At 66.7% G+C, this 24480-nt stretch carries 24 protein-coding genes; 19 read left to right on the forward strand and 5 right to left on the reverse strand.

The features are described 5' to 3' along the window. Window positions 1-20: 20 nt before the first annotated feature. Window positions 21-1460 carry a MocR-like pyridoxine biosynthesis transcription factor PdxR gene (gene pdxR, locus ABKF58_RS13460; RefSeq protein ID WP_482581203.1) on the reverse strand — a complete coding sequence of 480 codons (1440 nt, stop codon included), beginning with the start codon at window positions 1458-1460 and terminating at the stop codon, window positions 21-23. Window positions 1461-1576: 116 nt separating this feature from the next. On the opposite strand from pdxR, the gene ABKF58_RS13465 reads away from it, so the two are divergent. The 11 genes from ABKF58_RS13465 to ABKF58_RS13515 all read left to right on the forward strand — a co-directional run bounded on the left by ABKF58_RS13465 (window position 1577) and on the right by ABKF58_RS13515 (window position 12809). Beyond that, on the forward strand, window positions 1577-2014 hold the full coding sequence (locus ABKF58_RS13465; protein WP_482581205.1) for a carboxymuconolactone decarboxylase family protein: 438 nt from the start codon (window positions 1577-1579) through the stop codon (window positions 2012-2014). Between the two features lie 29 nt (window positions 2015-2043). After that, window positions 2044-2460, forward strand: coding sequence for a cupin domain-containing protein (locus ABKF58_RS13470; RefSeq protein WP_482581207.1), 417 nt, complete (start codon window positions 2044-2046; stop codon window positions 2458-2460). Between the two features lie 461 nt (window positions 2461-2921). Further along, the gene (locus tag ABKF58_RS13475) at window positions 2922-3686 is read left to right on the forward strand and encodes a pyridoxal-phosphate dependent enzyme (RefSeq protein ID WP_482581208.1); all 765 of its coding nucleotides are present in this window, start codon (window positions 2922-2924) and stop codon (window positions 3684-3686) included. Beyond that, window positions 3683-3904, forward strand: a complete 222-nt coding sequence (locus tag ABKF58_RS13480) for a hypothetical protein (RefSeq protein ID WP_482581210.1) — start codon at window positions 3683-3685, stop codon at window positions 3902-3904. Before ABKF58_RS13475 ends, ABKF58_RS13480 begins: the two co-directional genes overlap by 4 nt. 11 nt (window positions 3905-3915) lie before the next feature. Then, a complete protein-coding gene (gene sbnB / locus ABKF58_RS13485) occupies window positions 3916-4929 on the forward strand; it encodes a 2,3-diaminopropionate biosynthesis protein SbnB (RefSeq protein ID WP_482581212.1) in 1014 nt (337 codons plus the stop codon). 14 nt (window positions 4930-4943) lie between these two features. After that, window positions 4944-7124, forward strand: a complete 2181-nt coding sequence (locus tag ABKF58_RS13490; protein WP_482581214.1) for a Pls/PosA family non-ribosomal peptide synthetase — start codon at window positions 4944-4946, stop codon at window positions 7122-7124. Continuing rightward, window positions 7102-7401, forward strand: coding sequence for a hypothetical protein (locus tag ABKF58_RS13495; protein WP_482581216.1), 300 nt, complete (start codon window positions 7102-7104; stop codon window positions 7399-7401). The genes ABKF58_RS13490 and ABKF58_RS13495 overlap by 23 nt, the downstream gene beginning before the upstream one ends. A 1-nt stretch (window position 7402) precedes the next feature. After that, window positions 7403-9910 carry a non-ribosomal peptide synthetase gene (locus ABKF58_RS13500; protein ID WP_482581217.1) on the forward strand — a complete coding sequence of 836 codons (2508 nt, stop codon included), beginning with the start codon at window positions 7403-7405 and terminating at the stop codon, window positions 9908-9910. Window positions 9911-9982: 72 nt separating this feature from the next. After that, window positions 9983-11005 carry a TauD/TfdA family dioxygenase gene (locus ABKF58_RS13505; protein ID WP_482581219.1) on the forward strand — a complete coding sequence of 341 codons (1023 nt, stop codon included), beginning with the start codon at window positions 9983-9985 and terminating at the stop codon, window positions 11003-11005. A 32-nt stretch (window positions 11006-11037) separates the two neighbouring features. Next, window positions 11038-12054, forward strand: coding sequence for an NAD(P)-dependent oxidoreductase (locus tag ABKF58_RS13510; protein WP_482581221.1), 1017 nt, complete (start codon window positions 11038-11040; stop codon window positions 12052-12054). A 26-nt stretch (window positions 12055-12080) separates the two neighbouring features. Continuing rightward, a complete protein-coding gene (locus ABKF58_RS13515) occupies window positions 12081-12809 on the forward strand; it encodes a 4'-phosphopantetheinyl transferase family protein (RefSeq protein WP_482581223.1) in 729 nt (242 codons plus the stop codon). Between the two features lie 151 nt (window positions 12810-12960). On the opposite strand, the gene aroQ is transcribed toward ABKF58_RS13515, so the two are convergent. The 3 genes from aroQ to ABKF58_RS13530 all read right to left on the reverse strand — a co-directional run bounded on the left by aroQ (window position 12961) and on the right by ABKF58_RS13530 (window position 16359). Further along, window positions 12961-13416 carry a type II 3-dehydroquinate dehydratase gene (gene aroQ, locus ABKF58_RS13520; protein ID WP_482581225.1) on the reverse strand — a complete coding sequence of 152 codons (456 nt, stop codon included), beginning with the start codon at window positions 13414-13416 and terminating at the stop codon, window positions 12961-12963. A gap of 13 nt (window positions 13417-13429) precedes the next feature. Continuing rightward, window positions 13430-14263: a shikimate dehydrogenase family protein gene (locus ABKF58_RS13525; protein WP_482581227.1), complete on the reverse strand. Its 834-nt coding sequence runs from the start codon at window positions 14261-14263 to the stop codon at window positions 13430-13432. 158 nt (window positions 14264-14421) lie between these two features. Continuing rightward, window positions 14422-16359 carry a bifunctional sugar phosphate isomerase/epimerase/4-hydroxyphenylpyruvate dioxygenase family protein gene (locus tag ABKF58_RS13530; protein ID WP_482581229.1) on the reverse strand — a complete coding sequence of 646 codons (1938 nt, stop codon included), beginning with the start codon at window positions 16357-16359 and terminating at the stop codon, window positions 14422-14424. Window positions 16360-16955: 596 nt separating this feature from the next. On the opposite strand from ABKF58_RS13530, the gene ABKF58_RS13535 reads away from it, so the two are divergent. From ABKF58_RS13535 to ABKF58_RS13570, 8 genes are all read left to right on the forward strand, one after another. Then, on the forward strand, window positions 16956-17639 hold the full coding sequence (locus ABKF58_RS13535; RefSeq protein WP_294863631.1) for a 3-oxoacid CoA-transferase subunit A: 684 nt from the start codon (window positions 16956-16958) through the stop codon (window positions 17637-17639). Window positions 17640-17651: 12 nt separating this feature from the next. Further along, on the forward strand, window positions 17652-18308 hold the full coding sequence (locus tag ABKF58_RS13540; protein WP_482581231.1) for a 3-oxoacid CoA-transferase subunit B: 657 nt from the start codon (window positions 17652-17654) through the stop codon (window positions 18306-18308). 8 nt (window positions 18309-18316) lie between these two features. Further along, complete coding sequence (gene pcaF, locus ABKF58_RS13545; protein WP_482581233.1) at window positions 18317-19519, forward strand: 3-oxoadipyl-CoA thiolase; 1203 nt, start codon at window positions 18317-18319, stop codon at window positions 19517-19519. An 86-nt stretch (window positions 19520-19605) separates the two neighbouring features. Then, a complete protein-coding gene (locus tag ABKF58_RS13550) occupies window positions 19606-20946 on the forward strand; it encodes a 3-carboxy-cis,cis-muconate cycloisomerase (protein ID WP_482581234.1) in 1341 nt (446 codons plus the stop codon). Further along, entirely contained in the window at window positions 20946-21725 is a 780-nt protein-coding gene (pcaD, locus tag ABKF58_RS13555; protein WP_482581236.1) for a 3-oxoadipate enol-lactonase, read from the forward strand. Before ABKF58_RS13550 ends, pcaD begins: the two co-directional genes overlap by 1 nt. A gap of 35 nt (window positions 21726-21760) precedes the next feature. Next, complete coding sequence (gene pcaC / locus ABKF58_RS13560) at window positions 21761-22147, forward strand: 4-carboxymuconolactone decarboxylase (RefSeq protein WP_482581238.1); 387 nt, start codon at window positions 21761-21763, stop codon at window positions 22145-22147. Window positions 22148-22237: 90 nt separating this feature from the next. Next, entirely contained in the window at window positions 22238-22975 is a 738-nt protein-coding gene (locus ABKF58_RS13565) for a TerC family protein (protein WP_008952946.1), read from the forward strand. A 15-nt stretch (window positions 22976-22990) separates the two neighbouring features. Further along, a complete protein-coding gene (locus tag ABKF58_RS13570) occupies window positions 22991-23419 on the forward strand; it encodes a universal stress protein (protein ID WP_482581240.1) in 429 nt (142 codons plus the stop codon). A gap of 77 nt (window positions 23420-23496) precedes the next feature. On the opposite strand, the gene ABKF58_RS13575 is transcribed toward ABKF58_RS13570, so the two are convergent. Further along, entirely contained in the window at window positions 23497-24447 is a 951-nt protein-coding gene (locus ABKF58_RS13575) for a LysR substrate-binding domain-containing protein (protein ID WP_482581242.1), read from the reverse strand. Between the last annotated feature and the right edge of the window lie 33 nt (window positions 24448-24480).

Below are 24480 nucleotides of genomic sequence, written 5' to 3' on the forward strand. Positions count from 1 at the left end.
TACCTCTTTGCTTATTGGGTTTATCCCCGCGCCAGCCCCTGCATCAGGCCCGCCAGCCGCCCCAGCGCTATGTTAATTGAGTCGGCATCGATGCCGCCGTAGCCGAACAGTAGCCCTTGCTGTAAGGGCTCACCGGCATAGAAGGCTGAAATCCCATACAGTCCGATGGACTCGCTTCTGGCAGCGGCGATCACGTCGCTTTCTTGCCGCCCCTGCCTGAGCCGGGCGATCAGGTGGATGCCGGCGGCGGGGACGATGGGGTCGAGCCATGGGCTGAGTTCGCCCTTGAGATGGGCGAGTAGGGCCTGGCGGCGTTCGGTGTAGTGCTTGTGCATGCGCCGCAGGTGTTTGGCGAAGTCTCCGTTCAGCATGAAGCTTGCCAGCGCCGTCTGGGTCAGGGTGCAGCCGTGCCAGTCGCCGATCTGCTTGGCCTTGAGCAGCGCCGCCTGCAGCGAGGAAGGTGGGACGACGTAGCCCATGCGCAGGTCGGGAAAGATGGTTTTGGAGAAGGTGCCGACGTAGGCCACCAGTCCGGCCCGGTCCAGGCTCTTGAGGGGGTCCATCGGCCGCCCTTCGAAACGGTACTCGCCGTCGTAATCGTCTTCGATGATGACCGCGCCGGAGCGCTGCGCCCATTCCAACAGCGCGATGCGGCGCTCCAGGCTCATCGGCATGCCGAGCGGGAACTGGTGCGAGGGGGTGACGTAGACCATGCGGGCGTTTGTTGGCAGTTGCTCGACGATGATTCCCTCCGCATCGACCGGCACCGGCACCACCTTGCCCCCTTGTGCCGTAAAGCAGGCGCGGGCGGGTGGATAGCCGGGGTCTTCCACCGCCACCACGTCGCCCGGTTCAAGCACCACGCGCGCCATCAGGTCCAGCGCCTGCTGTGCGCCCTGGGTGACGATGACCTCTTGCCAGGAGCTGGTAACGGCGCGGTTGAAGGCGAGGTAGCGCGATATGGCGAGGCGCAGTTCCTGTTCGCCGGCCGGGTCGCGGTAGGCGCCGCGCTCCCGCGCTTGTATGCGCAGGGCGTGGTTGATGCAGCGCCGCCAGGTGTCGAAGGGGAACGGCGTCTTGTCGATGACGCCGCCCATGAAGTCGAAGGGCAGGGTGGTGCCGGGTCTGGGCAGGGCCAGGCCTGGGGGAAGCTGGTCCCACAGCGGGGCGGCGGTGGCGCGGGCGGCGGGCTGTTGCGGCGGCTTGGGCGGCAGGCGTGTCAGGCTCCCGGCGATGAAGGTGCCGTCGCCGGGACGGGTTTGGAGGAAGCCTTCTGAGCCCAGCCGTTCGAACACGTCGAGCGTGGTCTTGCGCGATACGCCGAGCTGCGCCGCCAGGTCGCGCGTCGAGGGCAGGCGCTCGCCGGCGGCGAGACGGCCGGCGAGGATGGCCTCGCGCAGCTGCCGGTAGATCTGCCCGGCCAGGTCATGGCTGCCTTGAATCGTTACCTGGATGTCCATCGCACTGGTTACCTCAAATTTCCCAAAACTGGTTATTTTTACACTCCACGGTACGGCCTAAGCTTACGCTCATAGTCCTGGTTTCAGGACGCAACGTGAACGTAAAGGAGTGAGCCATGGAACAACGTCTCGATTTCTACAAAGCCAGCCCGGGGGCTCTCAAGGCGATGCTGGGCCTCGAAGAGCAGGTCAGCACGTCCGGTCTGGAAAAATCGCTGCTCGAACTGGTGCGCCTGCGCGCCTCGCAGATCAACGGCTGCGCCTTCTGCCTGGACATGCATGTGACCGACGCGCGCAAGAACGGCGAGAGCGAGCGCCGTCTCGCCACCTTGTCGGCGTGGCGCGAAACGTCGTTCTTCACCGACCGCGAACGCGCCGCGCTGGAGTGGACCGAGTCGTTGACGCTGGTGGCGCAGGACCACGTGCCGGATGCGACCTGGCAGGCGGTCAAGCCGTACTTCACCGACGCCGAGATCGCCGATCTGACGCTGCTGATCGTGGCCATCAACGGCTGGAACCGTTTTGCCATCGCGTTCCGCAAGATGCCGGCATAACAGGGCAAGTCGTCCCGCCAGGAGGTTCCATGAAACGCATTCTCTGTTCGCTGCTGGTTGCCACCCTACCGTTCGGCAGCGCCCTTGCGGAGGCGCCCAAGGCGAAGAACGCCAAGGTGACCCTCGTCTACCAGCACGAGTTGCCGAATGCTCCCGGCAAGAGCATCAAGGGTGTGCTCGTTGAATACGGCCCGGGTGGCTACTCGCCTGGTCACACGCATGCCAAGTCCGCCTTCATCTATGCGACGGTGCTGGAGGGGGCGATCAAGAGCCAAGTGAACGATGGGCCGGTGACGGTCTACAAGGCCGGGCAGAACTTCGCCGAGATGCCCGGCGACCGTCACGCCGTCAGCGCCAATGCCAGCGAGACGCAGCCAGCCAAGCTCCTCGCGGTGTTCGTGGTGGATACGGGCGAGGCGGAGTTGACGACTCCCTTCGCGAACTGAGGCATGCAAAGACAACGGGCCATCGCCAGCACGGCGATGGCCCGTTTGCACGCGACGGGGCGGCGCGGCCCGGGCATGGAGGGTCGAATACTCGGAAGAGTATGGGAACTTGCCTTGCCGGTCTCGGTCGCACTTAGGTAAGTTCACCGTATCGCACCGCTCAATGGAGACGTTACCGTCTGTATGTGCAACGGTGGGGGCCGAAAGCCCGTTCAAATAAGCGCATGGTTCCTCGATGTTCGAGGCGTTCCATCGCAGCATCAATTACTTAGCGGACACTCAAGAGCGTAGAAGACAGGTCTTCACAGCTCGGGGGAAAGCTGCGTCTTCTATACTCGTGTCCGCGTATTCACTTCGGCTCCTGCGCCGACGCTTACAGCACTCCTGATCGGTCTTGCCATAGGAGTCAGATCATGCGTTTGTCAGCCAACGAGGTAGTCGCGCGGAGTAGGGATGCAGAATTGGACAAGCCCCCGGCGGGAGGCCGGCAGCCCGCGTCCCATCTTGTCTCCCGCCTCAACATGCTCGGAAAGACCCTGCGACCCACCCCCAATGTGCGATTGGATGTGGCCGGGATGAATCTTTTCGCCAAGCTCGAGTATGTCAACCCGATCGGGAGCATCAAGGACCGCTCCGCTTACTGGATACTCAAACGAGCCGCCGAGCGCGGGCAGATCAACGAAGCGACGACGGTGATCGAGTCCTCGTCCGGTAACTTCGCCAACGCGCTCGCCACCTTCACCCACCTGGTCGGCCTTGAATTCATTCCGGTGATCGACCCCAACATCTCGGGCCTCTACGAGTCTTTCCTGCGGCGCTTGTGCCCGACGGTGGTGAAGGTCGAGGAACGTGACGACACCGGCGGATTCCTCAAGACCCGCCTGCAGATGGTGAAGCACCTGTGTGCCACGATTCCGGATGCCTACTGGACCAACCAGTACGGCAACCCGGACGCCCTGGAGGCGCACTACGAACTCACGGCGGGCGAGATCTGCGCCGATTTCGATTCGCTCGATTATGTCTTCGTCGCCGTCAGTACGGCGGGCACCATCGCCGGTGTATCGCGTCGCCTCAAGGAGCATTTCCCGAAGGTCCAGATCGTCGGCGTCGACAGCGAAGGCTCCGTCATCTTTGGCGGAGAGCCTCACAAACGCCATATTCCCGGCATCGGGTCGAGCATCGTCCCCCCTTGCTGGCGGAGGCGGAGGTTGACGAGGTGGTCTTGATTCCCGAGCGCGAAACCGTCGCAGCGTGCCAGGAACTTCTCACGACTCATGGGCTGTTCGTCGGCGGGTCGAGCGGGACGGCGTTCGCGGCGGTGAAGCGGCAGGCACCGAAGATGACGGAATCCGGGCGGCCTACCGTGTTGTTCCTGTGCGCCGACCGCGGCACGCCCTACCTCGACACGGTATACGACCCCGTGTGGGCGGCCAGGCTGGAGTAGAGGAGAATGTCATGGAATTCCAGCTGTCTATCATCAACGGCAAGACCGTTTCCGACATCATCCGCGCCCAGCGCGACGTCTGTGTCGAGATCGTCCAGAACGCCTACCTCGCGCATGCCGGCGGGCATTCCGTCAACCCGGACAGTTACTTTCTGCGTTTCCCCGAGAAGCCGGATTGCCGCATCATCGCGCTGCCGGCCTATCTCGGGGGCGGCTTCGATGTGGCTGGGTTGAAGTGGATCGCGAGCTTTCCCGGTAACGTCCAGCGTGGTTTCCCGCGCGCCTCGGCGGTGCTCGTGCTCAATCGCTACGACACCGGCTATCCCTTCGCCATTCTCGAGAGTTCGATCATCTCGGCCTCGCGCACGGCCGCGTCGGCCACCTTGGCCGCGTTCTGGCTGAACGGGCAATCGCGCCGCGCGCGCTCGCTGGGCATCGTGGGCAACGGGTTCATCGCCCGTTACGTCTATGAGTTCCTGGTCGATACCGGGTGGGAGATCGAGGAGGTGCGGCTGTACGATCGCTCGCCGCTCGAGAGCGAGAAATTCATCAAGACGGCGTGCCACCCCGAGCGGCACCGCCGGGTGACGGTGGCTCCCGATGTGGAGGGGCTGATCAGGGCCTGTGATCTGATCGTGTTCGCCACCGTCGCCGCGACGCCCCACATCACCGATTCGGCCCTGTTCGAGCACAACCCGCTGGTGTTGCATATCTCCCTGCGCGATCTCGCGCCGGGGATACTGCTGGGTGCACAGAACGTGGTCGACGATGTCGAGCACGTCATGAAGGCCAACACCTCCCCTCATCTTGCCCTGCAACAGACGGGCAACCGCGATTTCGTGACCGGTACGTTGGCCGAAGTCATGCTCGGGACGTGCTCGGTCGATCGCCGCCGCCCGATCATCTTCTCGCCCTTCGGCATGGGGATACTCGACCTGGCGGTCGGTAAGTGGGTGTACGACCAGGCGGTCGCCGCCGGCCAAGACCTGCGTCTGTCCGACTTCTTCTACGAGGTCGTGCGATGAGGGCCGCAACGACGATGGCGGATCAGCACGGCGGCACCGCCATACGTACAGAAAGCATCCTCGCCGAGGTACTGGCCGGGGTCATGGATATCGACCATGTGCCAGCCGATAGTCACTTTTTCAAGGAGTTGGGGGCCGATTCGTTGGTGATGGCCCATTTCTGCGCGCGACTGAGAAAGCGCGGCGACCTGCCGTCGGTATCGATGAAGGATATCTACGCGCACCCGACGATCAGAAGCCTGGCCGCGGCGCTGGCGGACGCGGCTCCCGTCACCGGCAAGCCGCCGGCGGCAGCGTTGGCGCCGGCGACGCCGACCAGCGCGCGCGAGTATGTCGTGTGCGGTGTGCTGCAAGCGTTGTTCTACCTCGGGTATTCCTACCTTGGCGTCATTGCCGCCATTGCGGGCTATCAGTGGCTGGTGGCCGATGCCATGGGCGTCGAGAAGGTGCTGCGCCTGGCCCTGTTCGGCAGCGTGGTTTTCTTCGCCGTGAGCGTGCTGCCGATCGCGGTGAAGTGGCTGCTGATCGGCCGCTGGAAGCCGCAGCAGATCCGGCTCTGGAGCTTGGGCTATGTCCGCTTCTGGGTGGTCAAGGCCCTGATCTGGTCGAACCCCGGCGTCTATTTATGCGTCGGTTCGCCCTTGTACAATTTCTATCTGAGGGCGTTGGGGGCGAAAATCGGGCCGGGGGTCGTGATCCTGTCGCGGCACATTCCGGTGTGCACCGACCTGCTCACGATCGGCGCCGGAACCGTGATCCGCCGGGATGCGATGTTTCTCTGCTACCGGGCGCAGGCCGGCCGGCTCGAGACCGGGCCGGTGACGCTGGGCCGGGACGCGTTTGTCGGTGAAATGTCCGTGCTCGACATCGACACGGCCATGGGCGATGGGGCACAGCTCGGTCATACCTCCGCCTTGCACCGCGGCCAGTCGGTGCCGGCCGGCGAGCGCTGGCACGGCTCACCGGCACAGCGCACCGATACCAACTATGTGAGAGTGGCACCGGCGCCGTGCGGCAGGCTGCGTCGAGCCGCGTATGCCGCTTTGACCTTGATCATCGTCCTCTTTGTGTGGGCGCCGCTCCTGGAGTGGGGCCTCGGCCTGCTGTTCCTGCAGGTGTCGTCGCTGGTCGAGATGCTGGACCCGGCCCTGAAAACGAGCGGCGGGGTGTTGACGGCGCGGGGGCTGCTGACCGAGGCGCTGGTGTTCTCGGCCGTCTTCTTCTTCGGCATGCTGCTGGTCGGTCTGCTGGCCCTCGGCACCCTGCCGCGTGTCTTGAACCTGTTCCTCAAGCCGGACACGGTCTACCCGCTCTACGGCTTCCGCTACGCCATGCATCGCGCCATCGCGGGCTTGGGCAGGCTGAGGTTCTTCCCGGTGCTGTTCGGCGACAGTTCGTACATCGTCCACTTCCTGGAGTGGATCGGCTATCGCCTGTCTCCCGTGGTGCAGACCGGGTCGAATTTCGGCAGCGAGGTGATCACCACGAACCCCTTGCTCACCACCGTGGGCAGCGGAACGATGGTCTCCGACGGCCTGTACCTGATCAACGACGAAATCTCCAGCACCTCGTTCAAGGTGTCCCGGACGGCGATCGGGTCGCGCAACTTCGTGGGCAACTACGTGACCTACCCGCCAGGGGCGCGGACGGCCGACAACTGCCTGCTCGCGATCAAGGTGATGGTGCCGCTCGACGGCAAGGTGCGCGAGGGGGTGGGCCTGCTGGGTTCGCCGCCCTTCGAGATTCCGCGCTCGGTCGAGCGCGACAGCCGATTCGATCATCTGCGGACGGGTGAGGCGATGCGTCGCGGCACTGGCTGCCAAGAACCGCTTCAACCTGCGGACGATCGGTATTTTCCTGCTCACACGGTGGGTGGGGGTCTTCCTGATCGTGCTCATCGACGTGGCCGCCGTCCGGGTTTTCTACGACGTGTTCGCCCATGCGCTCATGGCGGCGCTCTTCGCGCTGAGCGCGGTTGTCGCCGCGGTTTACTACGCCCTGGTGGAGCGCGGCTTCGAAGCGCTCGGCCCGCCACCACCGGCCATCTGCTCCATCTACGACCCGGGTTTCTGGTGGGTCGAGCGCAACTGGAAGCTGCACCCGATCAACTTCCTCCACATCTTCGACGGCACGCCCTTCAAGAGTGTGCTGTGGCGGTTGATCGGGGTGAGCTTGGGCAAGCGGGTATTCGATGACGGTACCCATATTTCCGAGCCGACCCTGACCACCATCGGGGACGAATGCGTTCTCAATCACCGCAGCAAGATCCAGTGCGACTCGCAGGAAGACGGGACCTACAAGTCCGGCCATACCGCGCTCGGCGCTGGTTGCACGCTCGGGGTGGGCGCCTTCGTGCACTACGGTGTGACGATGGGCGACGGTTCGGCACTCGCTGCGGACTCCTTCCTGATGAAGGGGGAGACGGTGCCCGCCAACGCTCAGTGGGGCGGGAACCCGGCCAGGGAGATCTGAGATGAACCCTATCGCATTACGAAAAGACGGCGCCACGGCCGAGCACAGCCGGGCGTTCTGGCACGATGTCCTCCTCGCCGGCGGCTTCGCCGCGCTGCCGCGCTGGACCCTAGATCCGGTACCCGGCGTCGGGGAAGTGGAAGCGGCGATTCCCGATGAACTCGTGACGGCACTGTACCGGCTGGTGGATAAGCTGGCGGTACCGCTCAGTTCGGTGCTGTTGACCGCGCACGCCAAGGTGCTCGGCGCGCTGTGCGGGGAGAGCGAGGTGACCGCCGGCTACGCCGTGCCGGGCGGCCCGCCGTTGCCGCTCCCGATGTCGATCGGGCCCCGCTCGTGGCGGCAGGTGCTGCTGGAAACCGCGCGGGTGGAGTCGGCGCTGCTGTTGCACCGGAATTTTCCGGTCGAGGCGCTGAGACGGGAACTCGGCCTCACCGAGCCCCTGTTCGAAACCGTGTTCGATACCACCCGGGCGCGCGGTGCCGCGCTGGGCGACGGTATCGTGCTCCGTCTCGCCCTGGTGAAAGGCGAGGGGCTCGCGCTGCGGCTGCGTTACCGGACGGATGTCATCGACGGCGAGTGCGCCGCCAGAATCGCCGGCTATCACCTCGCCGCGCTGGCGGCGCTGGCGGCCGATCCCGATGCCGAGCCGGCACGACAGAGTCTGCTCTCCCCCGAGGAGTGGCGTTTCCAGCTCGATGGCCTCGCCGGGCCGCAGCGCACGCTGCCGGAGCGCCGGGCCCACGAGCTGTTCGAAGAACAGGCGCGGGCGCACCCGGATGCCGTGGCGGCCGTGCACGGCGACGGGCAGCTTACCTATGGCCAGCTCAATGCCCGCGCCAACCAGCTGGCGCGGATGCTGTTGGCGCACGGCCTGGGCCGTGAAGGCGTGGTCGCCGTGGTGACCGAGCGCAACCTGGACTGGCTGAGCGCGGTGCTCGCCATCTTCAAGGCCGGTGGCGCCTACCTGCCCATCGAGCCGCATTTCCCCGCCGACCGCATCGCGCGCACGCTCAGCCGGGCCGATTGCCGGCTGGTGCTGACCGAGCGTGGCAGCACCGGGATGCTGGATCAGGCGCTCGATGCCCCAGCCGGAATCCCCGAGGGCATCGAGAGACTGTTCATCGATGCGGCCTGGGCGGCGGGTTTTCCCGACGGCGATGTCGGGGTCGAGGTCACGCCCGGTCAGCTTGCCTACATCTACTTCACCTCCGGCTCGACCGGCGAACCCAAGGGGGCGATGTGCGAGCACGCCGGCATGCTCAACCACCTGTTCGCCAAGATCGACGACCTGAACATTGGCGCCGGAACGGTGGTCGCCCAGACGGCGCCGCAATGCTTCGATATTTCGCTGTGGCAGCTGGTGTCCGCGCTGCTGGTCGGCGGGCGGACGCTGCTGGTGGAGCAGGACGTGATCCTGGACGCCGGGCGTTTTGTCGACAAGATCGTCGAGGCCAGGGTCAACGTGCTGCAGGTGGTGCCGTCCTATCTCGACGTCGTCCTGAGCGAGCTGAAGCAGCACCCGCGCGCGCTGCCGGACCTGCGCTGCGTGGCGGTCACCGGCGAGGCGCTGAAGAAGGAGCTGACGCAACGCTGGTTCGCGGCCCAGCCCGGTATCCGGCTGGTGAACGTTTACGGCCTGACCGAGACCTCCGACGACACCAATCACGAGGTGATGGACCGTGTGCCCAGCCGCGAGCGCGTTCCGCTCGGCCGCCCCGTCAACAATGCGCATGTCTACGTCGTCGACGAGCAGCTGTCGCCGGTGCCGCTCGGCGCACCGGGCGAGATCGTGTTCTCCGGGGTCTGCGTCGGGCGCGGCTACGTCAACGATCCGGAGCGCACGCAACGCGCCTTCATGGCCGACCCGAACCGCCCGGGGCAGCGGTTGTACCGCAGCGGCGATTTCGGCCGCTGGCTGCCCGAAGGCAAGCTGGAGTTCCTCGGCCGCCGCGATGCGCAGGTCAAGATCAGCGGCTTCCGGATCGAGCTGGGCGAGATCGAGAACACGCTGTTGCGCTTGCCGGGGGTGCGGGACGGCGCGGTCGTCGTCGCCGAGCGGGCAGACCGCAGCAAGCACCTGGTGGCTTTTTATTCCGGCGAGCGGCAGCTCGACGCCGAGGCGCTGCAAAAGCAGCTTGGCGAGTCGCTGCCCACGTACATGGTGCCGTCGGCGTTCCATTGGCAAAGAACGCTGCCCTTGACGGGCAACGGCAAGATCGACCGGAAGGCCTTGACGGCTCTCGCCGGCGAGCTCGGCATGGCCAAAGCCGATGGCGAGCGCGCCAGCACGCCGACCGAGCAACGGCTGGCGGCCGCATGGGCCGAGATCCTCGGTATCTCGCCGGAGCAGGTGGGCCGGGGGGCTCACTTCTTCGAACTCGGCGGCACCTCGCTGTCGGCACTGAGGCTGGCGATCAAGTTGAACCGCGCGTTGTCGGTGAAGGACCTGGCGGATCACCCGGTGCTCGCCGATCTGGCCGGCCTGGTGGACGCGCGGTCCGCGTAGCGGCGGCTGGCTGCGCCAGAAGGGCAGCCCTTCCGCTACCACCGCATCAGTCAGTAAAGGAGGTAATCCGAAATGTCATCACTCTTTGCAACCGCATCGTCTTCCGTGCCGACCTCATCGCTCGATGTGGAGGTGCGATCCGGTAAGCCGCCGTTGCTGCAGGCGGACGCCAGCGCAGACGCACGTCGTTGGGTCGCCGAGCATCGCGACGAGCTGCGTGCCGCCGTCGTCGAACACGGCGCGCTGCTGGTGCGCGGCCTCGGCTTGCGCGACGTGGAGGAGGTGGGCGTCGTGTTCCGGCAACTGGGCCGCCCGATGATCGAGCGGGAGGCGTTCGCCACCCGGCAGCGCTACGCCGATGGGCTCTATTCCTCGTCGAAGTGGCCGCCCAGCCAGCCCATGTGCATGCACCACGAACTCAGCTATGCGCTCGAATTTCCCTCCCTCATGTTGTTCGCCTGTCTCACCGCGCCCACCGAGGAGGGCGCGACGCCGTTGGCCGACGAGACGGTGATAGGGCGAGCGCTACCGGCGGATCTGGTCGACCACTTCGAGCGGCTGGGGTGGCTGTTGGTCCGCAACTACAACGACGAGATCGGGGCGTCGATCGCCGAAGCCTTCGGCAGCGACGAGCGCCTGGCCGTCGAGAGCTACTGCCGTGCGCAGGCGATCCGCTTCGAGTGGCAGCCCGACGGCGCCTTGCGCACCTGGCAGCGCCGCAGCGCCGCGGTGCGCCATCCGCGTACCGGCCAGCGCTGCTGGTTCAACCAGATCGCCTTCCTCAACGAGTGGACGATAGACCCGGAGGTGCGCGAATACCTCGTGGACGTCTACGGCGAGGACGGGCTGCCGTTCAATACGCGTTTCGGCAACGGCGACCCGATCGGCCCGGACATCGTGCAAACGATCAACGAGGTCTATACCGCCCACACCGTGCGCGACGCCTGGCAGTCCGGCGACCTGATGCTGGTGGACAACATCCGCACCGCGCACGCCAGGGAACGCTTCGAGGGGCCGCGCGAGGTGCTGGTCGGCATGGCCGACGCGCTGAACGTGGCCGACTGCTCGCCGACCATCGAGGTGGCCGGCGATTGACGAAGACCGCCACACAGTAAAGGAGCTTGCAAATGTCAGCAGGAAAATTCGAGACGGTGTTGCCGGACGAGCCGGTGTTCTGGGATGTCGAGCAGAGACCGAGCCGCCAGTCGGAAACGGAAGCCGTTCTCCCGGTGGAGCATGCCCGTGTCCTGGTCTGTGACCCGATCCCTGCCGTGGCCGTCGAGCGGATGCGCGAAGGCGGGCTGCTGGTGGACGAGTGGATCGGCCTCTCGCCCGCGATGCTTGAGGAACTGATCGGCGATTACGACGCCGTCGTCGTGCGCTCCGCCACCCGGATCGGCGCGCAGCAGCTCGCGGCGGCCCAGCGGTTGCGGCTGATCGTCCGCGCCGGTGTCGGCACCGACAACATCGACCTTGCCGCGGCGGAGTCCCAGGGTATCGCCGTACTGAACACGCCCAAGGCCTCGACCGGCTCGGTGGCCGAGCTGGCCCTGGGCATGCTTCTCGCCCTGGCGCGGCGCATCCCGCAGGCCGATGCCGCGGTGAAGTCGGGACGTTGGCCGAAGAAAGAGTTCTCGGACGGGATCGAATTGGCGGGCAAGACGCTCGGCATCATCGGCGTGGGCCGGATCGGGGGAGCCCTGGGGCGTTGTGCCGCCGCGCTCGGCATGGTCGTTGTCGGGGCCGACAAGGCCGCCGAGCCCGTGGGGCGCTTCGAGGGTCTTGAGCTGCTCTCGCTCGAGGCGCTCCTTGCGTGTGCCGACTTCGTTTCGATTCACACCCCGCCGGGCAAGGCGGGGCGCGCCGTGATCGGGAAGAAGGAGATCGCGCGCATGAAGGACGGTGTACTGCTGGTCAACTGCGCGCGTGGCGGCTTGGTGGACGAGGAGGCGCTCCTCGCCGCCCTCGACTCGGGCAAGGTGCGCGGGGCCGCGCTCGATGTGTTCGCCGGGGAACCCCCCAGCGACCTGCGGCTCGCCCGCCATCCCCATGTCATCTGCACGCCGCACTTGGGCGCTTCGACGCGCGAGGCCCAGGCCCGGATCGGCGTGGAGATCGCTCAGCTCATGCTGGAGCAGTTGTAGCGCTCCGTCACAGGCGGGAGTCCGTCATGTTTCAACTGCCCTCCCACGAAGTGCATGTCTGGCGCGCCAGTCTGGACGTTTCCCCGGAAACGTCGGCGCGCCTCCAGGCGACGCTCTCAGACGACGAATGCCGACGCAGCGCACGGTTTCGCTTCGAGCGCGATCGACGGCGGTTTGTCGCCGCGCATGGCGTGCTGCGCGCGCTCCTGGGGAACTATCTTCAGACCCCGGCCGACCGCGTACGCTATGTGTACAACGCCTTCGGTAAACCTCGCCTCAGCCCTGAATTCGACGGCCGGCTCGCGTTCAATCTGTCCCACTCGGGCGATCTGGCCCTCGTCGCCATCGCCGCCGACGCCGGGCTCGGCATCGATCTTGAACGCCTCCGGGGGCAAGCCGATTACGCGGACATCGCGCGCTATTTCTTCTCGGCGGCCGAGGCCGACCAGTTGAGTGCGCTGCCGGAGCCGCTTTGCGCCGATGCCTTTCTCGCGTGCTGGACCAAGAAGGAGGCGTACCTGAAAGCCTGCGGCAACGGCCTTGCCGGGCAGCTGGATGGTTTTTCGGTTCCCCTGACGACCGATCCGGGTGAGGGGCCGGCAGGCCTCGACGGCGCTTCCGGCGAGATCGCTCCGGAAAGGCCGTGGTCGCTGTACACGCTCCAGCCGGCGCCGGGCTATATCGGGGCGCTGGCCATCGAGGGGCGTGGCTGGCGCGTGAGTGAACGCCAGTGGGAGCATGACGGAAGCGGGTGAAACGGCACGAAAGCCATGACAACGCATCATCGCTGTCATGGCTTGTAGTGGAGACTGGCGCCGGGCCGCCGGCTTGGTGCCGCGAACAACCCCTGTGCAACGGTCTTGGCTAGGCCGCGCAACAACGCCAGGAGGGGGTTGTCAGTGGCTCTCAGCCCTGGAGTTTGCGCACCAGCCCTTCCATCGCCAAGGTGTAGCCGGTGACGCCGAAGCCGACCACGATGCCGGCGGCGGCCGGCGAGACGTAGGAGTGGTGGCGGAAGGACTCGCGGGCGTGCACGTTGGAGATGTGGATTTCGATCACCGGCAGGTCGCCCACGCCCTTGATGGCGTCGTGCAGCGCGATCGAGGTGTGCGTCAGCGCGCCGGGGTTGATGACGACGCCGAGCAGGGTGCCGTCACGAAACGCCCGGCCGGCTTCGTGGATCTTGTCGAGCAGGGCGCCTTCCCAGTTGCTCTGGAAGCATTCCACCTCGTAGCCCAGGCGCTCGCCGGTTTCCTTGCACATCGCCTCGACGTCGGCCAGCGTGGTGTGGCCGTACTGGGCCGGCTCGCGTGTCCCCAGCAGGTTCAGGTTGGGGCCGTTCAGTACCAGAATTTTTTTCATCGTTCGTCCTCGTTCAATACTTGATCTGCGATACCGCGCGCAGTTCGTCCGGGGTGGCGGTGCCGAAGCCGAAGAACTCCAGGTAGGCGGGAATCATCTCGAACAGCATGTCGGTGCCGACCTGCACTTGGCAACCCTTTTCCAGCGCGGCGCGCAGCAGCGGGGTGTATTCCGACTTCATCACCACCTCGCCGACGAAGGTGCTCGGGGCGATGCGTGCGACGTCGAACGGCAGCGGATCGTCGTCGTTCATGCCCACCGGGGTGGCGTTGACCACCACGTCGTAACCGGCCGGGTCGTTGGAGCCGGTGTGGATGACGAGCTGCGGGTAGTGCTCGGCGAGGCGCCCCGCCAGAGCCATAGCCTGGGCGTCGCGGGTGTCGAACAGGGCCAGTTCCGCCACGCCGGCGGCCGCCAGCGACGCGGCGATGGCCGAGCCGACGCCGCCGCAGCCGGACACGAGCACGCGGGTGCCGGCGAGGCGGCGGCCCTTGCGCTCGACGCCGCGTACGAAACCGGCGCCGTCGAACTGGTCGCCCAGCAGGGTGCCGTCCGGGCGCAGCAGGATGGCGTTGCAGGCGCCGGCGATCCTGGCGGTCGGGGTGGCGTCGTCGACCAGATCGAGCGTGGTGATCTTGTGCGGCATGGTCACCAGTGCGCCGCGGATATTGCTCAGCCGGAACAGCGATTTGAGAAAGACCGCGTAGTCGTCCGGCTTGACGCCCATCGGCACCACCACGGCGTCGATGCCTTGTTTTTCGAACCACGGGTTGTAAATCATCGGCGCCTTGAAGGCTTCGGTCGGGTAGCCGAGGTGGGCGATCAGGGTGGTTTTGCCGCTAATCATCGAGTCATTCCTCCATTGTTGGTTTATTCATGAACACGCTGGTGTTTGGTCATGGCGCCCCCCGGTGAGGGGGCGATGCTGCTTTCCTTGGGGCCGGAGGGGCGGCTGATGCGGGCCCGCGTCCTCCGGTTTTCTGCTCAGGCAGGGCTGGAGCGGGCTCAGTCGGCCCAGCTCGCACCGCGCTGACCGGCTCGGGCACGCGTCTGCGCCAGGGCAGCAAGCCGTACCGCCACATTGGCCGCGCCGTACTGCTGGTAGCCGCCGCGCCGTTCGATGATCTCGAAGAAGAAGCGTTCCTCGAACGGTTCGGTGTAGACGTGCAAGAGCTCGCCGCCCTCCGGGTCGCGGTCGTACAGCACGTTGGCGGCGGCGATCCGTTCGATGAATTCCGGCTCGAGGTCGAAGCGCGCGGCCAGGTCGTCGTAGTAGTTGCGCGGAATTTCCAAGAGCGGCAGGCCGGCTTCGCGCGCCGCCGCTACCGCCGCGAAGATGTCGTCGGCGGCGAAGGCGACGTGCTGCAGGCCTGAACCGCGGTAGGTCGACACCGAGCGGGCGATGGCGGTGTTGCGGTTTTCCGAGATGTTGAGCGGGATGCGGATGGTGCGGTCGGCGCTGCGCAGCACGCGGCTCTTCACCAGACCGTACGGATCGGGCAGCACCCACTCGTGCTCGGCTTCGAAGCCGTACACGGCGCGGAAATACAGCGACCAGGTATCCAGCGTTTCGGCCGGCAGGCCGAGCGCGAAGTGATCGATGGCCGACAGCGTGGCGCGCGCCGCGGCGGCAACGCCGCCCGGCAGCGGATCGAAGTCGCTGTCGTAGATCGAGCGGCCGTCCAGGCCCTTGTCCACCAGGTATTGCAGGCTGCCGTCCGGGGCGCGCACCGCCGGAATCTGGCGCTCGTTGGGGCCGACGCGGCTTTCGAACGGGCGGGCGCGGTACAGCTTGGCGCGCTCCAGCGCGGCGCGGCTGTCGTCGACGCGGAACGCCGCCGCGCACAATGAGGGGCCGTGGGCGACGAAGAAGGCGTGGGCGAACGAGTCCGGCTCGGCGTTGAGAATCAGGTTGACGCTGCCGTGGCGGTAGAGGTCGACGTTCTTCGATTTGTGGCGCGCGGCGTGGGCGAAGCCGAGCTTCTGGAACCACTTGGCGAGGCGGCGCGCGGCGTCGTCGTCGACGGCGAATTCGAGGAACTCCACGCCGTCGAAGCGGGACGGTGCGGGCGGGGCGAACAGCGCCTCGGCGCTTTTCGCGCTCTCGAGGTTGGCCGAAGATGCCTGCAGTGCCTGGCGCGTGGTTTCTTCCAGGTATAGCAGCGAGCGCAGGCCGTCGGCCGCGGTGATGCGGGTCGGCGCGGCGCGGAAACCGTCGTTGAAGATTTCCAGCGACAGCGGGCCGGAGTAGCCGCTTTGCAGGATCGGGGCGAGGAAGGCCGGCAGGTCGAATTCCCCCTGGCCGGGGAAGCAGCGGAAGTGGCGGCTCCATTCCATGACGTCCATCGCCAGCACCGGGGCGTCGGCCATCTGCAGGAACACGATCTTGTCGCCGGGAATTTCGGCCAGCCGCGACAGGTCGTCCTTGATCGACAGGGTGTGGAAGCTGTCGAGGATGATGCCGAGGTTGGGGTGGTCGACCGCCTTCACGATGTCCCACACGTGGCGGTAGGAGTTGACGTAACGCCCCCAGGCCAGCGCCTCGTAGCCGACCAGGATGCCGCGCTTGGCGGCGCGTTCGGCCAACTGGTGCAGGTCGTCGGCAATCACGGCGTCGTCACGGATCACGTCGGGCTGCACGCTGCTGCATACCAGAATGCGGTCGGTGCCGAGTTCCTGCATCAGGTCGAACTTGCGCTCGGCGCGGTCGAGGTTGTGCTGCAGCTTGTCGCGCCGGCCGCCCTCGAAGTCGCGGAACGGCTGGAACAGCATGATCTTGAGCCCGAGGTCGTCGCAGAGGCGCTTGGCGTCACGCGGCGAGCCCTCGAAGTACAGCAGGTCGTTCTCGAAAATCTCCACGCCGTCGAACCCGGCGGCGGCGATCGCCTCGAGCTTCTCCGGCAGCGTGCCGCTCAGCGACACCGTGGCAATGGAATGCTGCATGGTCGGTCCTCACAAGAAATGAGCGTATTTCTCTGAACCAGTTCCCGATCTTGCTGCGCATCCCCGATCGGGGCTCATGTGCTCTGCGTGCCAATCTTCGATTGGCTCAGCGATCGGAAATCCTCATGGACTCCATGTCCATTCCGGTTCCTGCGCTGCGCGTCACCCCGCTGAGGGCTGCTCGCGACAGATCGTGAACAGATTCTCAGGATAGTCTCCGCCTTCGCCGAGGTGGAGTTTTGTTCGATAGTCGATTATATGTTCTGTATTCGGACAATTGCTATAGCTTTGTTCGTGGTCCGCGAGCATGGCGTTTTTGCCTCACAGCGGGGAGGGGCGAGCGCCACAAGGCCCAGGCGCATTGCCTTTGGCGCCATTCGGGGCGAGCGATGGCCAGAAAAGTTTGTGCGATAGTCGCACTATACTTCGATAATCGCCCTTGACGCTGAGAGTGGTGAACCCTAAATTGTGTTCATTAATAGACGCAATGTTCGGTCAGCGCCCGTTTCGTGATTGGCGCCGTCTGGCCGGGCATGTTCATCAACCCGAGCAAAGGATCCCGCCCTCTTATAGAAGGGTGGGACGGGAGCGAGACCATGATCGACAAGACCGTTGCCTCCCTTGAGGAGGCGGTGGCCGGCATCTTCGACGGTGCCACCGTGATGATCGGCGGCTTCGGCACGGCGGGGCAGCCGGCCGAGCTGATCGACGCGCTGATCGCGCAGGGCGCGAAAGACCTCACCATCGTCAACAACAACGCCGGCAACGGTGACATCGGGCTGGCCGCGCTGTTGCAGGCCCGCCGCGTCAAGAAGATCATCTGCTCGTTCCCGCGCCAGGCGGATTCGCACGTGTTCGACGCGCTCTACCGCGCCGGCGAGATCGAGCTGGAACTGGTGCCGCAGGGCAACCTGGCCGCGCGCATCCAGGCCGCCGGTGCCGGTCTTGGCGCCATCTTCACCCCGACCGGCTACGGCACGCTGTTGGCCGAAGGCAAGGAAACGCGCGAGATCGACGGCAAGCACTACGTGCTGGAATACCCGATCAAGGCCGACTTCGCGCTGATCAAGGCGCTGAAGGGCGACCGCTGGGGCAACCTGATCTACCGCAAGGCGGCGCGCAACTTCGGCCCGATCATGGCGACGGCGGCTGGCGTCACCATCGCGCAGGTGTCCGAAATCGTGCCCTTAGGCGCCCTGGACCCCGAAGTCATCGTGACCCCGGGCATTTTCGTGCAGCGCGTCGTCGCCATCGGCAACGCCGTGGCGCAAGCGGCGTAAAGGAGTAGCGACATGAACAAACTCACCCGCGACCAGATGGCCGAGCGCGTTGCCCGCGACATCCCCGAAGGCTCCTACGTCAACCTCGGCATCGGTCTGCCGACCAAGGTGGCCAACTACCTGCCGAAAGAGCGCGAAATCTTCCTGCACAGCGAAAACGGCTTGCTCGGCATGGGCGAAGCGCCCGAACCGGGCGAAGAGGACCCGGAACTGATCAATGCCGGCAAGGAGCCGGTGACGCTGCTCGAAGGCGGCAGCTTCTTCCACCACGGCGACTCGTTCGCGATGATGCGCGGCGGCCACCTCGACATCTGCGTGCTGGGCGCCTTCCAGGTGTCGGCCAGCGGCGACCTGGCCAACTGGCACACCGGGGCACCGGGCGCGATCCCGGCGGTCGGCGGCGCAATGGACCCGGCGGTCGGCGCCAAGCAGGTGTTCGTGATGATGGATCTGCTCACCAAAACCGGCGAGAGCAAGCTGGTCGAGGCGTGCAGCTATCCGCTGACCGGCGTGGGCTGCGTCGACCGCATCTACACCGACGTGGCCGTCATCGACGTCACTCCGGATGGCCTGGTGGTGCGTGAACTGGTCGAAGGCAACAGCTTCGACGAGCTGCAGCGCATCGTCCCGGTTCCCCTCAAGATGGCCTCGCTAGCCGCCGCCGCATAAGGACCACCATGGAAAACGCCTACATCTGCGACGCCATCCGCACCCCGTTCGGCCGCTACGGCGGCACCCTGTCCTCGGTGCGCGCCGACGACCTCGGCGCCTTGCCGATCAAGGCCCTGATCGAGCGCAACCCTAACGTCGACTGGGGCGCCATCGACGATGTGATCTACGGCTGCGCCAACCAGGCCGGCGAAGACAACCGCAACGTGGCGCGCATGTCGTCGCTGCTGGCCGGCCTGCCGCAAGACGTGCCGGGCAGCACCGTCAACCGTCTGTGCGGCTCCAGCCTGGACGCCATCGGCATCGCCGCGCGCGCCATCAAGAGCGGCGAGACCAGCCTGATGATCGCGGGCGGCGTCGAGAGCATGAGCCGCGCCCCGTACGTGATGGGCAAGGCCGACACCGCGTTCTCGCGCAACATGAAGATCGAGGACACCACCATCGGCTGGCGCTTCGTCAACCCGCTGATGAAGGCGCAGTACGGCGTCGATTCAATGCCGGAAACCGCCGAGAACGTGGCGGTCGATTTCGCCGTCAGCCGCGCCGACCAGGACGCCTTCGCGCTGCGCAGCCAGCAGCGCTACAGCGCTGCGCACGAGGCCGGCCGCTTTGCCGACGAGCTGATCCCGGTCACCATCGCCCAGAAGAAGGGTGATCCGATCGTGTTCGCCAAGGACGAGCATCCGCGTGCCACCACGCCGGAAGCGCTGGCTAAGCTGAAGGGTGTGGTGCGTCCGGACGGTTCCGTGACCGCCGGCAACGCCTCCGGCGTCAACGACGGCGCCTGCGCGCTGCTGCTGGCCAACGAAGCCGCCGCCGGCCGCTACGGCCTGACCCCGCGCGCGCGCATCGTGGCTATGGCCACCGCCGGCGTGGCGCCGCGCATCATGGGCTTCGGCCCGGCCCCGGCCATCCGCAAGGTGCTGGCCAAGGCCGGCCTGACGCTGGACCAGATCGACCTGATCGAGCTGAACGAAGCCTTCGCCGCCCAGGCCCTGGCCGTGACCCGTGACCACGGCCCGGCCGACGATGACGCTCGCGTCAACCCGAACGGCGGCGCCATCGCCATCGGCCACCCGCTCGGCGCCTCCGGCGCGCGCCTGGTGACCACGGCGGCCTACCAGCTGGCCCGTACCGGCGGCCGTTACGCGCTGTGCACCATGTGCATCGGCGTGGGGCAGGGCATCGCGCTGATCATCGAACGGGTATGATGCTTCGGGTGAAAACCCGTTGAAACGACGCCGACAGGCTCGCCCAAACCGGTCGGGCCTGTCGGCTTTTTCAAGGAAAGCCAAGAATGAAACTCCTGGACCCCTTGTTCCGGGGTAGCGCATGCCAGGCCGCTTTCAGCGACGCCGCCACGGTGCAGGGCATGCTCGACTTCGAGGCGGCGCTGGCGCGTGCCGAAGCGGCGGTCGGCGTGATTCCGCCGGCCGCGGTGCCGGCGATCGAAGCGGCTTGCCGCGCCGAGCGGCTGGACCTGGACGGCATCGCCGCCGACGCCGCGCGCGCCGGCAATCTGGCGATTCCCCTGGTCAAGCACCTGACGGCGCGGGTGAAGGCCGATGACGCGGCCGCGGCGCGCTTCGTGCACTGGGGCGCCACCAGCCAGGACGCCATCGACAGCGGCTTCGTGCTGCAGCTGAAGCAGGCGCTGGTCGCGGTCGAGGCCGACCTGGAGCGGCTGATCGCGGCGCTGGCGCGGCGCGTGGCCGAGCACCGCCACACCGTGATGGTGGGGCGCACCTGGATGCAGCACGCGCTGCCCACCACCTTCGGCCTCAAGCTCGCCGGCACCCTCGACGCGCTGCTGCGCCAGCGCGAGCGCCTGGCCGAGCTCAAGCCGCGCGTGCTGGCCGTGCAGTTCGGCGGTGCCGTCGGCACGCTGGCGTCGCTGGGCGATGCGGGCCTCGCGGTGGCGCAAAGGTTGGCCGAAGAACTGGAGCTGACGCTGCCCGCGACGCCGTGGCATGGCCAGCGCGACCGCATCGCCGAAGTGGCCGCGTGGTTCGGCTCGCTGACCGGCGTGCTGGGCAAGCTGGCGCGCGACGTGTCGCTGTTGATGCAGACCGACGTGGCCGAAGCGTTCGAGCCGGCCGGAGCCGGCCGCGGTGGTTCGTCGACGATGCCGCACAAGCGCAACCCGGTCAGCTCGGCCATCGTGCTGTCCGCCGCCGTGCGCGTGCCGGCGCTGGTCGGCGCCGTGTTCGCGGCGATGGTGCAGGAACACGAGCGTGGCCTCGGCGGCTGGCACGCCGAATGGGAAGTGCTGCCCGAGCTGATCCAGCTCTCGGCCGGTGCGCTGGTCGTAAGCGCCGAACTGGTCGAGGGCATGGAAGTGCGAGCCGACACCATGCGTGCCAATCTCGACAAGACCGGCGGCCTGATCATGGCCGAGGCGGTGACGATGGCGCTGGGCGAACCGCTCGGCCGGCTCGAAGCGCACAAGCTGATCGAGGCCAAGTGCCGCGAGGCGAGCGCGCAGGGCCGTCACCTCAAGGCGGTGCTGGCGGAGAACGAGCGCGTCCTCGCGCACCTGAGCCTGGCCGACCTCGACCGCCTGCTCGACCCGCTCAACGCCGTCGGCGTGGCCGACGCTTTCATTCAACGCGTCCTCGAACGTGCCGGAGATCACTAATGCCTTACCTCGATATCGACAACACCCGCTTCCACTACCGTTTCGACGGCCCGGCCGACGCGCCGGTGCTGGTCTTCTCCAACTCGCTCGGCACCACCCTCGACATGTGGCAGCCGCAGATCGACGCCTTCGCCCAGCATTTCCGCGTGCTGCGTTACGACAGCCGCGGCCATGGCGGCAGCGACGTCGGCACGGCACCGTACACCCTGGAGCGCCTGGGCCGTGACGTGGTCGCCCTGCTCGACGGGCTCGGCATCGAGCGCGCGCATTTCTGCGGCATCTCGATGGGCGGCCTGACCGGGCAATGGCTCGGCGTTTACGCCCCGGAGCGGCTGGGCAAGCTGGTGGTGTGCAACACCGCCGCGCGCATCGGCACCACCGAGGGCTGGCAGGCGCGCGCCGCGCTGGTGCGTGAGCAGGGCATGGCCGACGTCGCCGCCGGCGCCGCCGGACGCTGGTTCACCCCCGATTTCGTCGCGGCCCGGCCGGCGGTGGTCGACGGGCTGATCAGCCAGCTACGCGACTCGCCGCCGCAAGGCTACGCCGGCTGCTGCGACGCCCTGGCCGACGCCGACCTGCGCGAGGTCATCGCCACCATCCCGGTGCCGACGCTGTCGGTGGGCGGCCGCTTCGACCCGGTGACCACCCCGCTCGACGCCGACTTCATCGCCAGCCGCGTGGCGGGCGCCGCCCGCGTCGACCTCGACGCCTCCCACCTCTCCAACGTCGAGGCCGCCGCCGACTTCAACCGTGCCGTGCTCGATTTCCTGCTCGCCTGAGCCGGCGCAGCGCCCAGAACAAGGAAGACAGCAACATGGACGAAAAAGACCGCTACGAAAACGGGATGACGGTGCGCCGCGCCGTGCTGGGCGACGCCCACGTCGACCGCACCCTGGCCAAGCGCAACGACTTCAACACCGAATTCCAGGAGTTCATCACGCGCTACGCCTGGGGCGACATCTGGACCCGCCCCGGCCTGCCGCGCCACAGCCGCAGCCTGATCACCATCGCCATGCTGATCGCGCTCAACCGCGAAGACGAGTTGCGCATGCACCTGAAGGCCGCGTTTAATAACGGCGTGACGCGCGACGAGCTGAAGGAAGTCCTGATGCAGTCCGGCATCTATTGCGGCCTGCCCGCCGCCAACGCCGCCTTCCATCTGGCCGAAGCGGTGTTCGCCGAGATGAAGGCACAGGGCTAACCGCTCCGGTATCATCGCGTCATGGGAGAAGCCGGGCCTTGTGCCCGGCTTCATTGTCTTTCCGCTCCAAACACCGTCAGAGGAGACGTCATGCCGGAATTCTTGTTCGAGGCCAGCTTCTGGCTCTCGGTGGCGCAAATCGTCGCCATCGACATCCTGCTGGGCGGCGACAACGCCGTGGTGATCGCGCTGGCCTGCCGCAAACTACCCGAAGCGCAGCGCCGCAAAGGCATCCTGTGGGGCGTGGCCGGCGCCGTCGCCCTGCGCATCGTGCTGATCTTCTTCGCGCTGCAGCTCTTGGCGCTGCCCTTGCTGAAGGTGGGGGGCGCGCTGCTGTTGCTGTGGATCGGCGTCAAGCTGCTGCAGCCGGAAGACGACGACGGCCACGCCAACGTCCAAGGCAGCACCCATCTCTTGGGCGCCATCAAGACCATCATCGTGGCCGACGCCGTGATGAGCCTGGACAATGTCATCGCCGTGGCCGGCGCCGCCAAGGGCGAGCTGGGACTGGTGGCGTTCGGTATCGCCATCAGCATTCCCATCATCGTCTGGGGCAGCCAGTTCGTGCTCAAGCTGATGGACCGCTTCCCGGTGGTGATCACGCTGGGCGCGGCGCTGTTGGGCTGGATCGCCGGCGACATGGTGCTGGGCGACGTGATGGTCAAGCCGTACCTGGCGGACGCACCGCACTGGTTGCACTACCTCTCGGGCTCGGTGGGTGCGGTGCTGGTGGTGGCTGTCGGCACGCAGCTGGCAAAACGCGCTGCCGCCGCACCGCTTAACGAGATTGCGCTGAGCGGCGAGACACCGCGCAGCGGCAAAGACTAATCGGGGGAATCTGTCATGACGATGCGAATTCTGGTGGCACTGGACGGCTCCGAGCCGTCGCTGCGCGCCATCGACTACCTCCTTCGGCTGCATGCCGCCGCGGGCGATCTGGACGTCCATCTGCTCAACGTGCAGATACCGCTCGAATCCGGCCACGTGCGCATGTTCATCAGCCACGAGGATCTGCAGGAGTATTACCGCGAACAAGGCCAGGCGGCGCTCAAGGCCGGGCGCGAGCGGCTGGAACAGGCCGGCGTCCCTTGCACGGTGCACGTCGCGGTGGGGCATAGCGCGCAAACCATCACCCAGTTCGCGCGCGAACGCGGCATCGACACCATCGTCATGGGCTCGCACGGCCACAGCGGGATCGGCCATCTGCTGCTGGGCTCGGTGACGTCGGAAGTGATCCGGCTGGCCGACGTCCCGGTGACCGTGGCGAAGTAGGCGAGCGCCGCCGGCAGCCTGTCGTCTCGATACTGACGAAGCCCCCGTCGGGAGCCGTTGAGGCATCCGGCGGGGGCTTATTCCTGGCCCTTCAGGCGCTCGCGTTGCCGCGCCGCCGAATCGCGGATGGTGGCGATCAATTCCTGGGCCGGCATCGACAGCCGGCCCTCGCTGCGCGTCAGCAGCCCCACCGGTTCCTCGGTGCCGCCGGTGGCCAGGGGCAGGCGCGCGAGCAGGCCCCGCTCCAGATCGTCACGCACCGCCCCCGCCGAAATGAACCACACGTAATCGAAGCGCAGCGCCAGCAGCCGCGCCAGTGACACCGACAAGGTTTCCACCAGGCTCTCGGGCAGGCGTAGGCCGCGCGATTGCAAAAAGCTCTCGGTGTTGTGGCGCGGAATAGTGCCCTTGGGCGAGACGATCAGCGGGTAATCGAGCACCGTCTCCAGCGACGGCGGATGGTCGGACTGCAGCGGGTGGCCGGGCCGGGTCACCATGATCATCGGCTCGACGTAGAGCAGTTCGAAGCTCAAACCCACCATCATTTCCGGATCGGCCATGCGGCCGATCGCCAGATCGTATTCGCCCGCCTTGAGGCTGGCCAGCAGCGGGGCGTTGGCGGCGGTCTGCACCTGTACCGAGGTGTGCGGGCGTTGGGCGCGAAACTTGCCCAGCGCCAGCGGCAGCAGGTCGATCGCCACGGTCGGCAGGGCGCCGACTCGCAGCAGGGTCGGCGACGGGGCGTCATGCTTGCTCACGGCGCGCCCCGCCGCGCCCAGGGTGTCGAGCACCGCGACCGCATGCACCAGAAACGCCTCGCCGTCTTGCGTCAGCGTGGCACCCAGGCGCCCGCGTTCGAACAGCCGCGCGCCGGCGATCTCCTCCAGCTCGGCCAGGGTCTTCGAGACCGCCGGCTGGCTCAACATCAGGCGTGCCGCGGCACGTCCCAGGTTCTGCTCCTGGGCCACGGCGACGAAGCAATGCAGGTGGCGCAGCCGGATGCGGCTGGTGAAACGATCCTTTTCCATAGCCCGATGTTATGAAAGAAGCCGTGCCATGGC

The organism is Pseudogulbenkiania sp. AW2-16, from assembly GCF_056824575.1.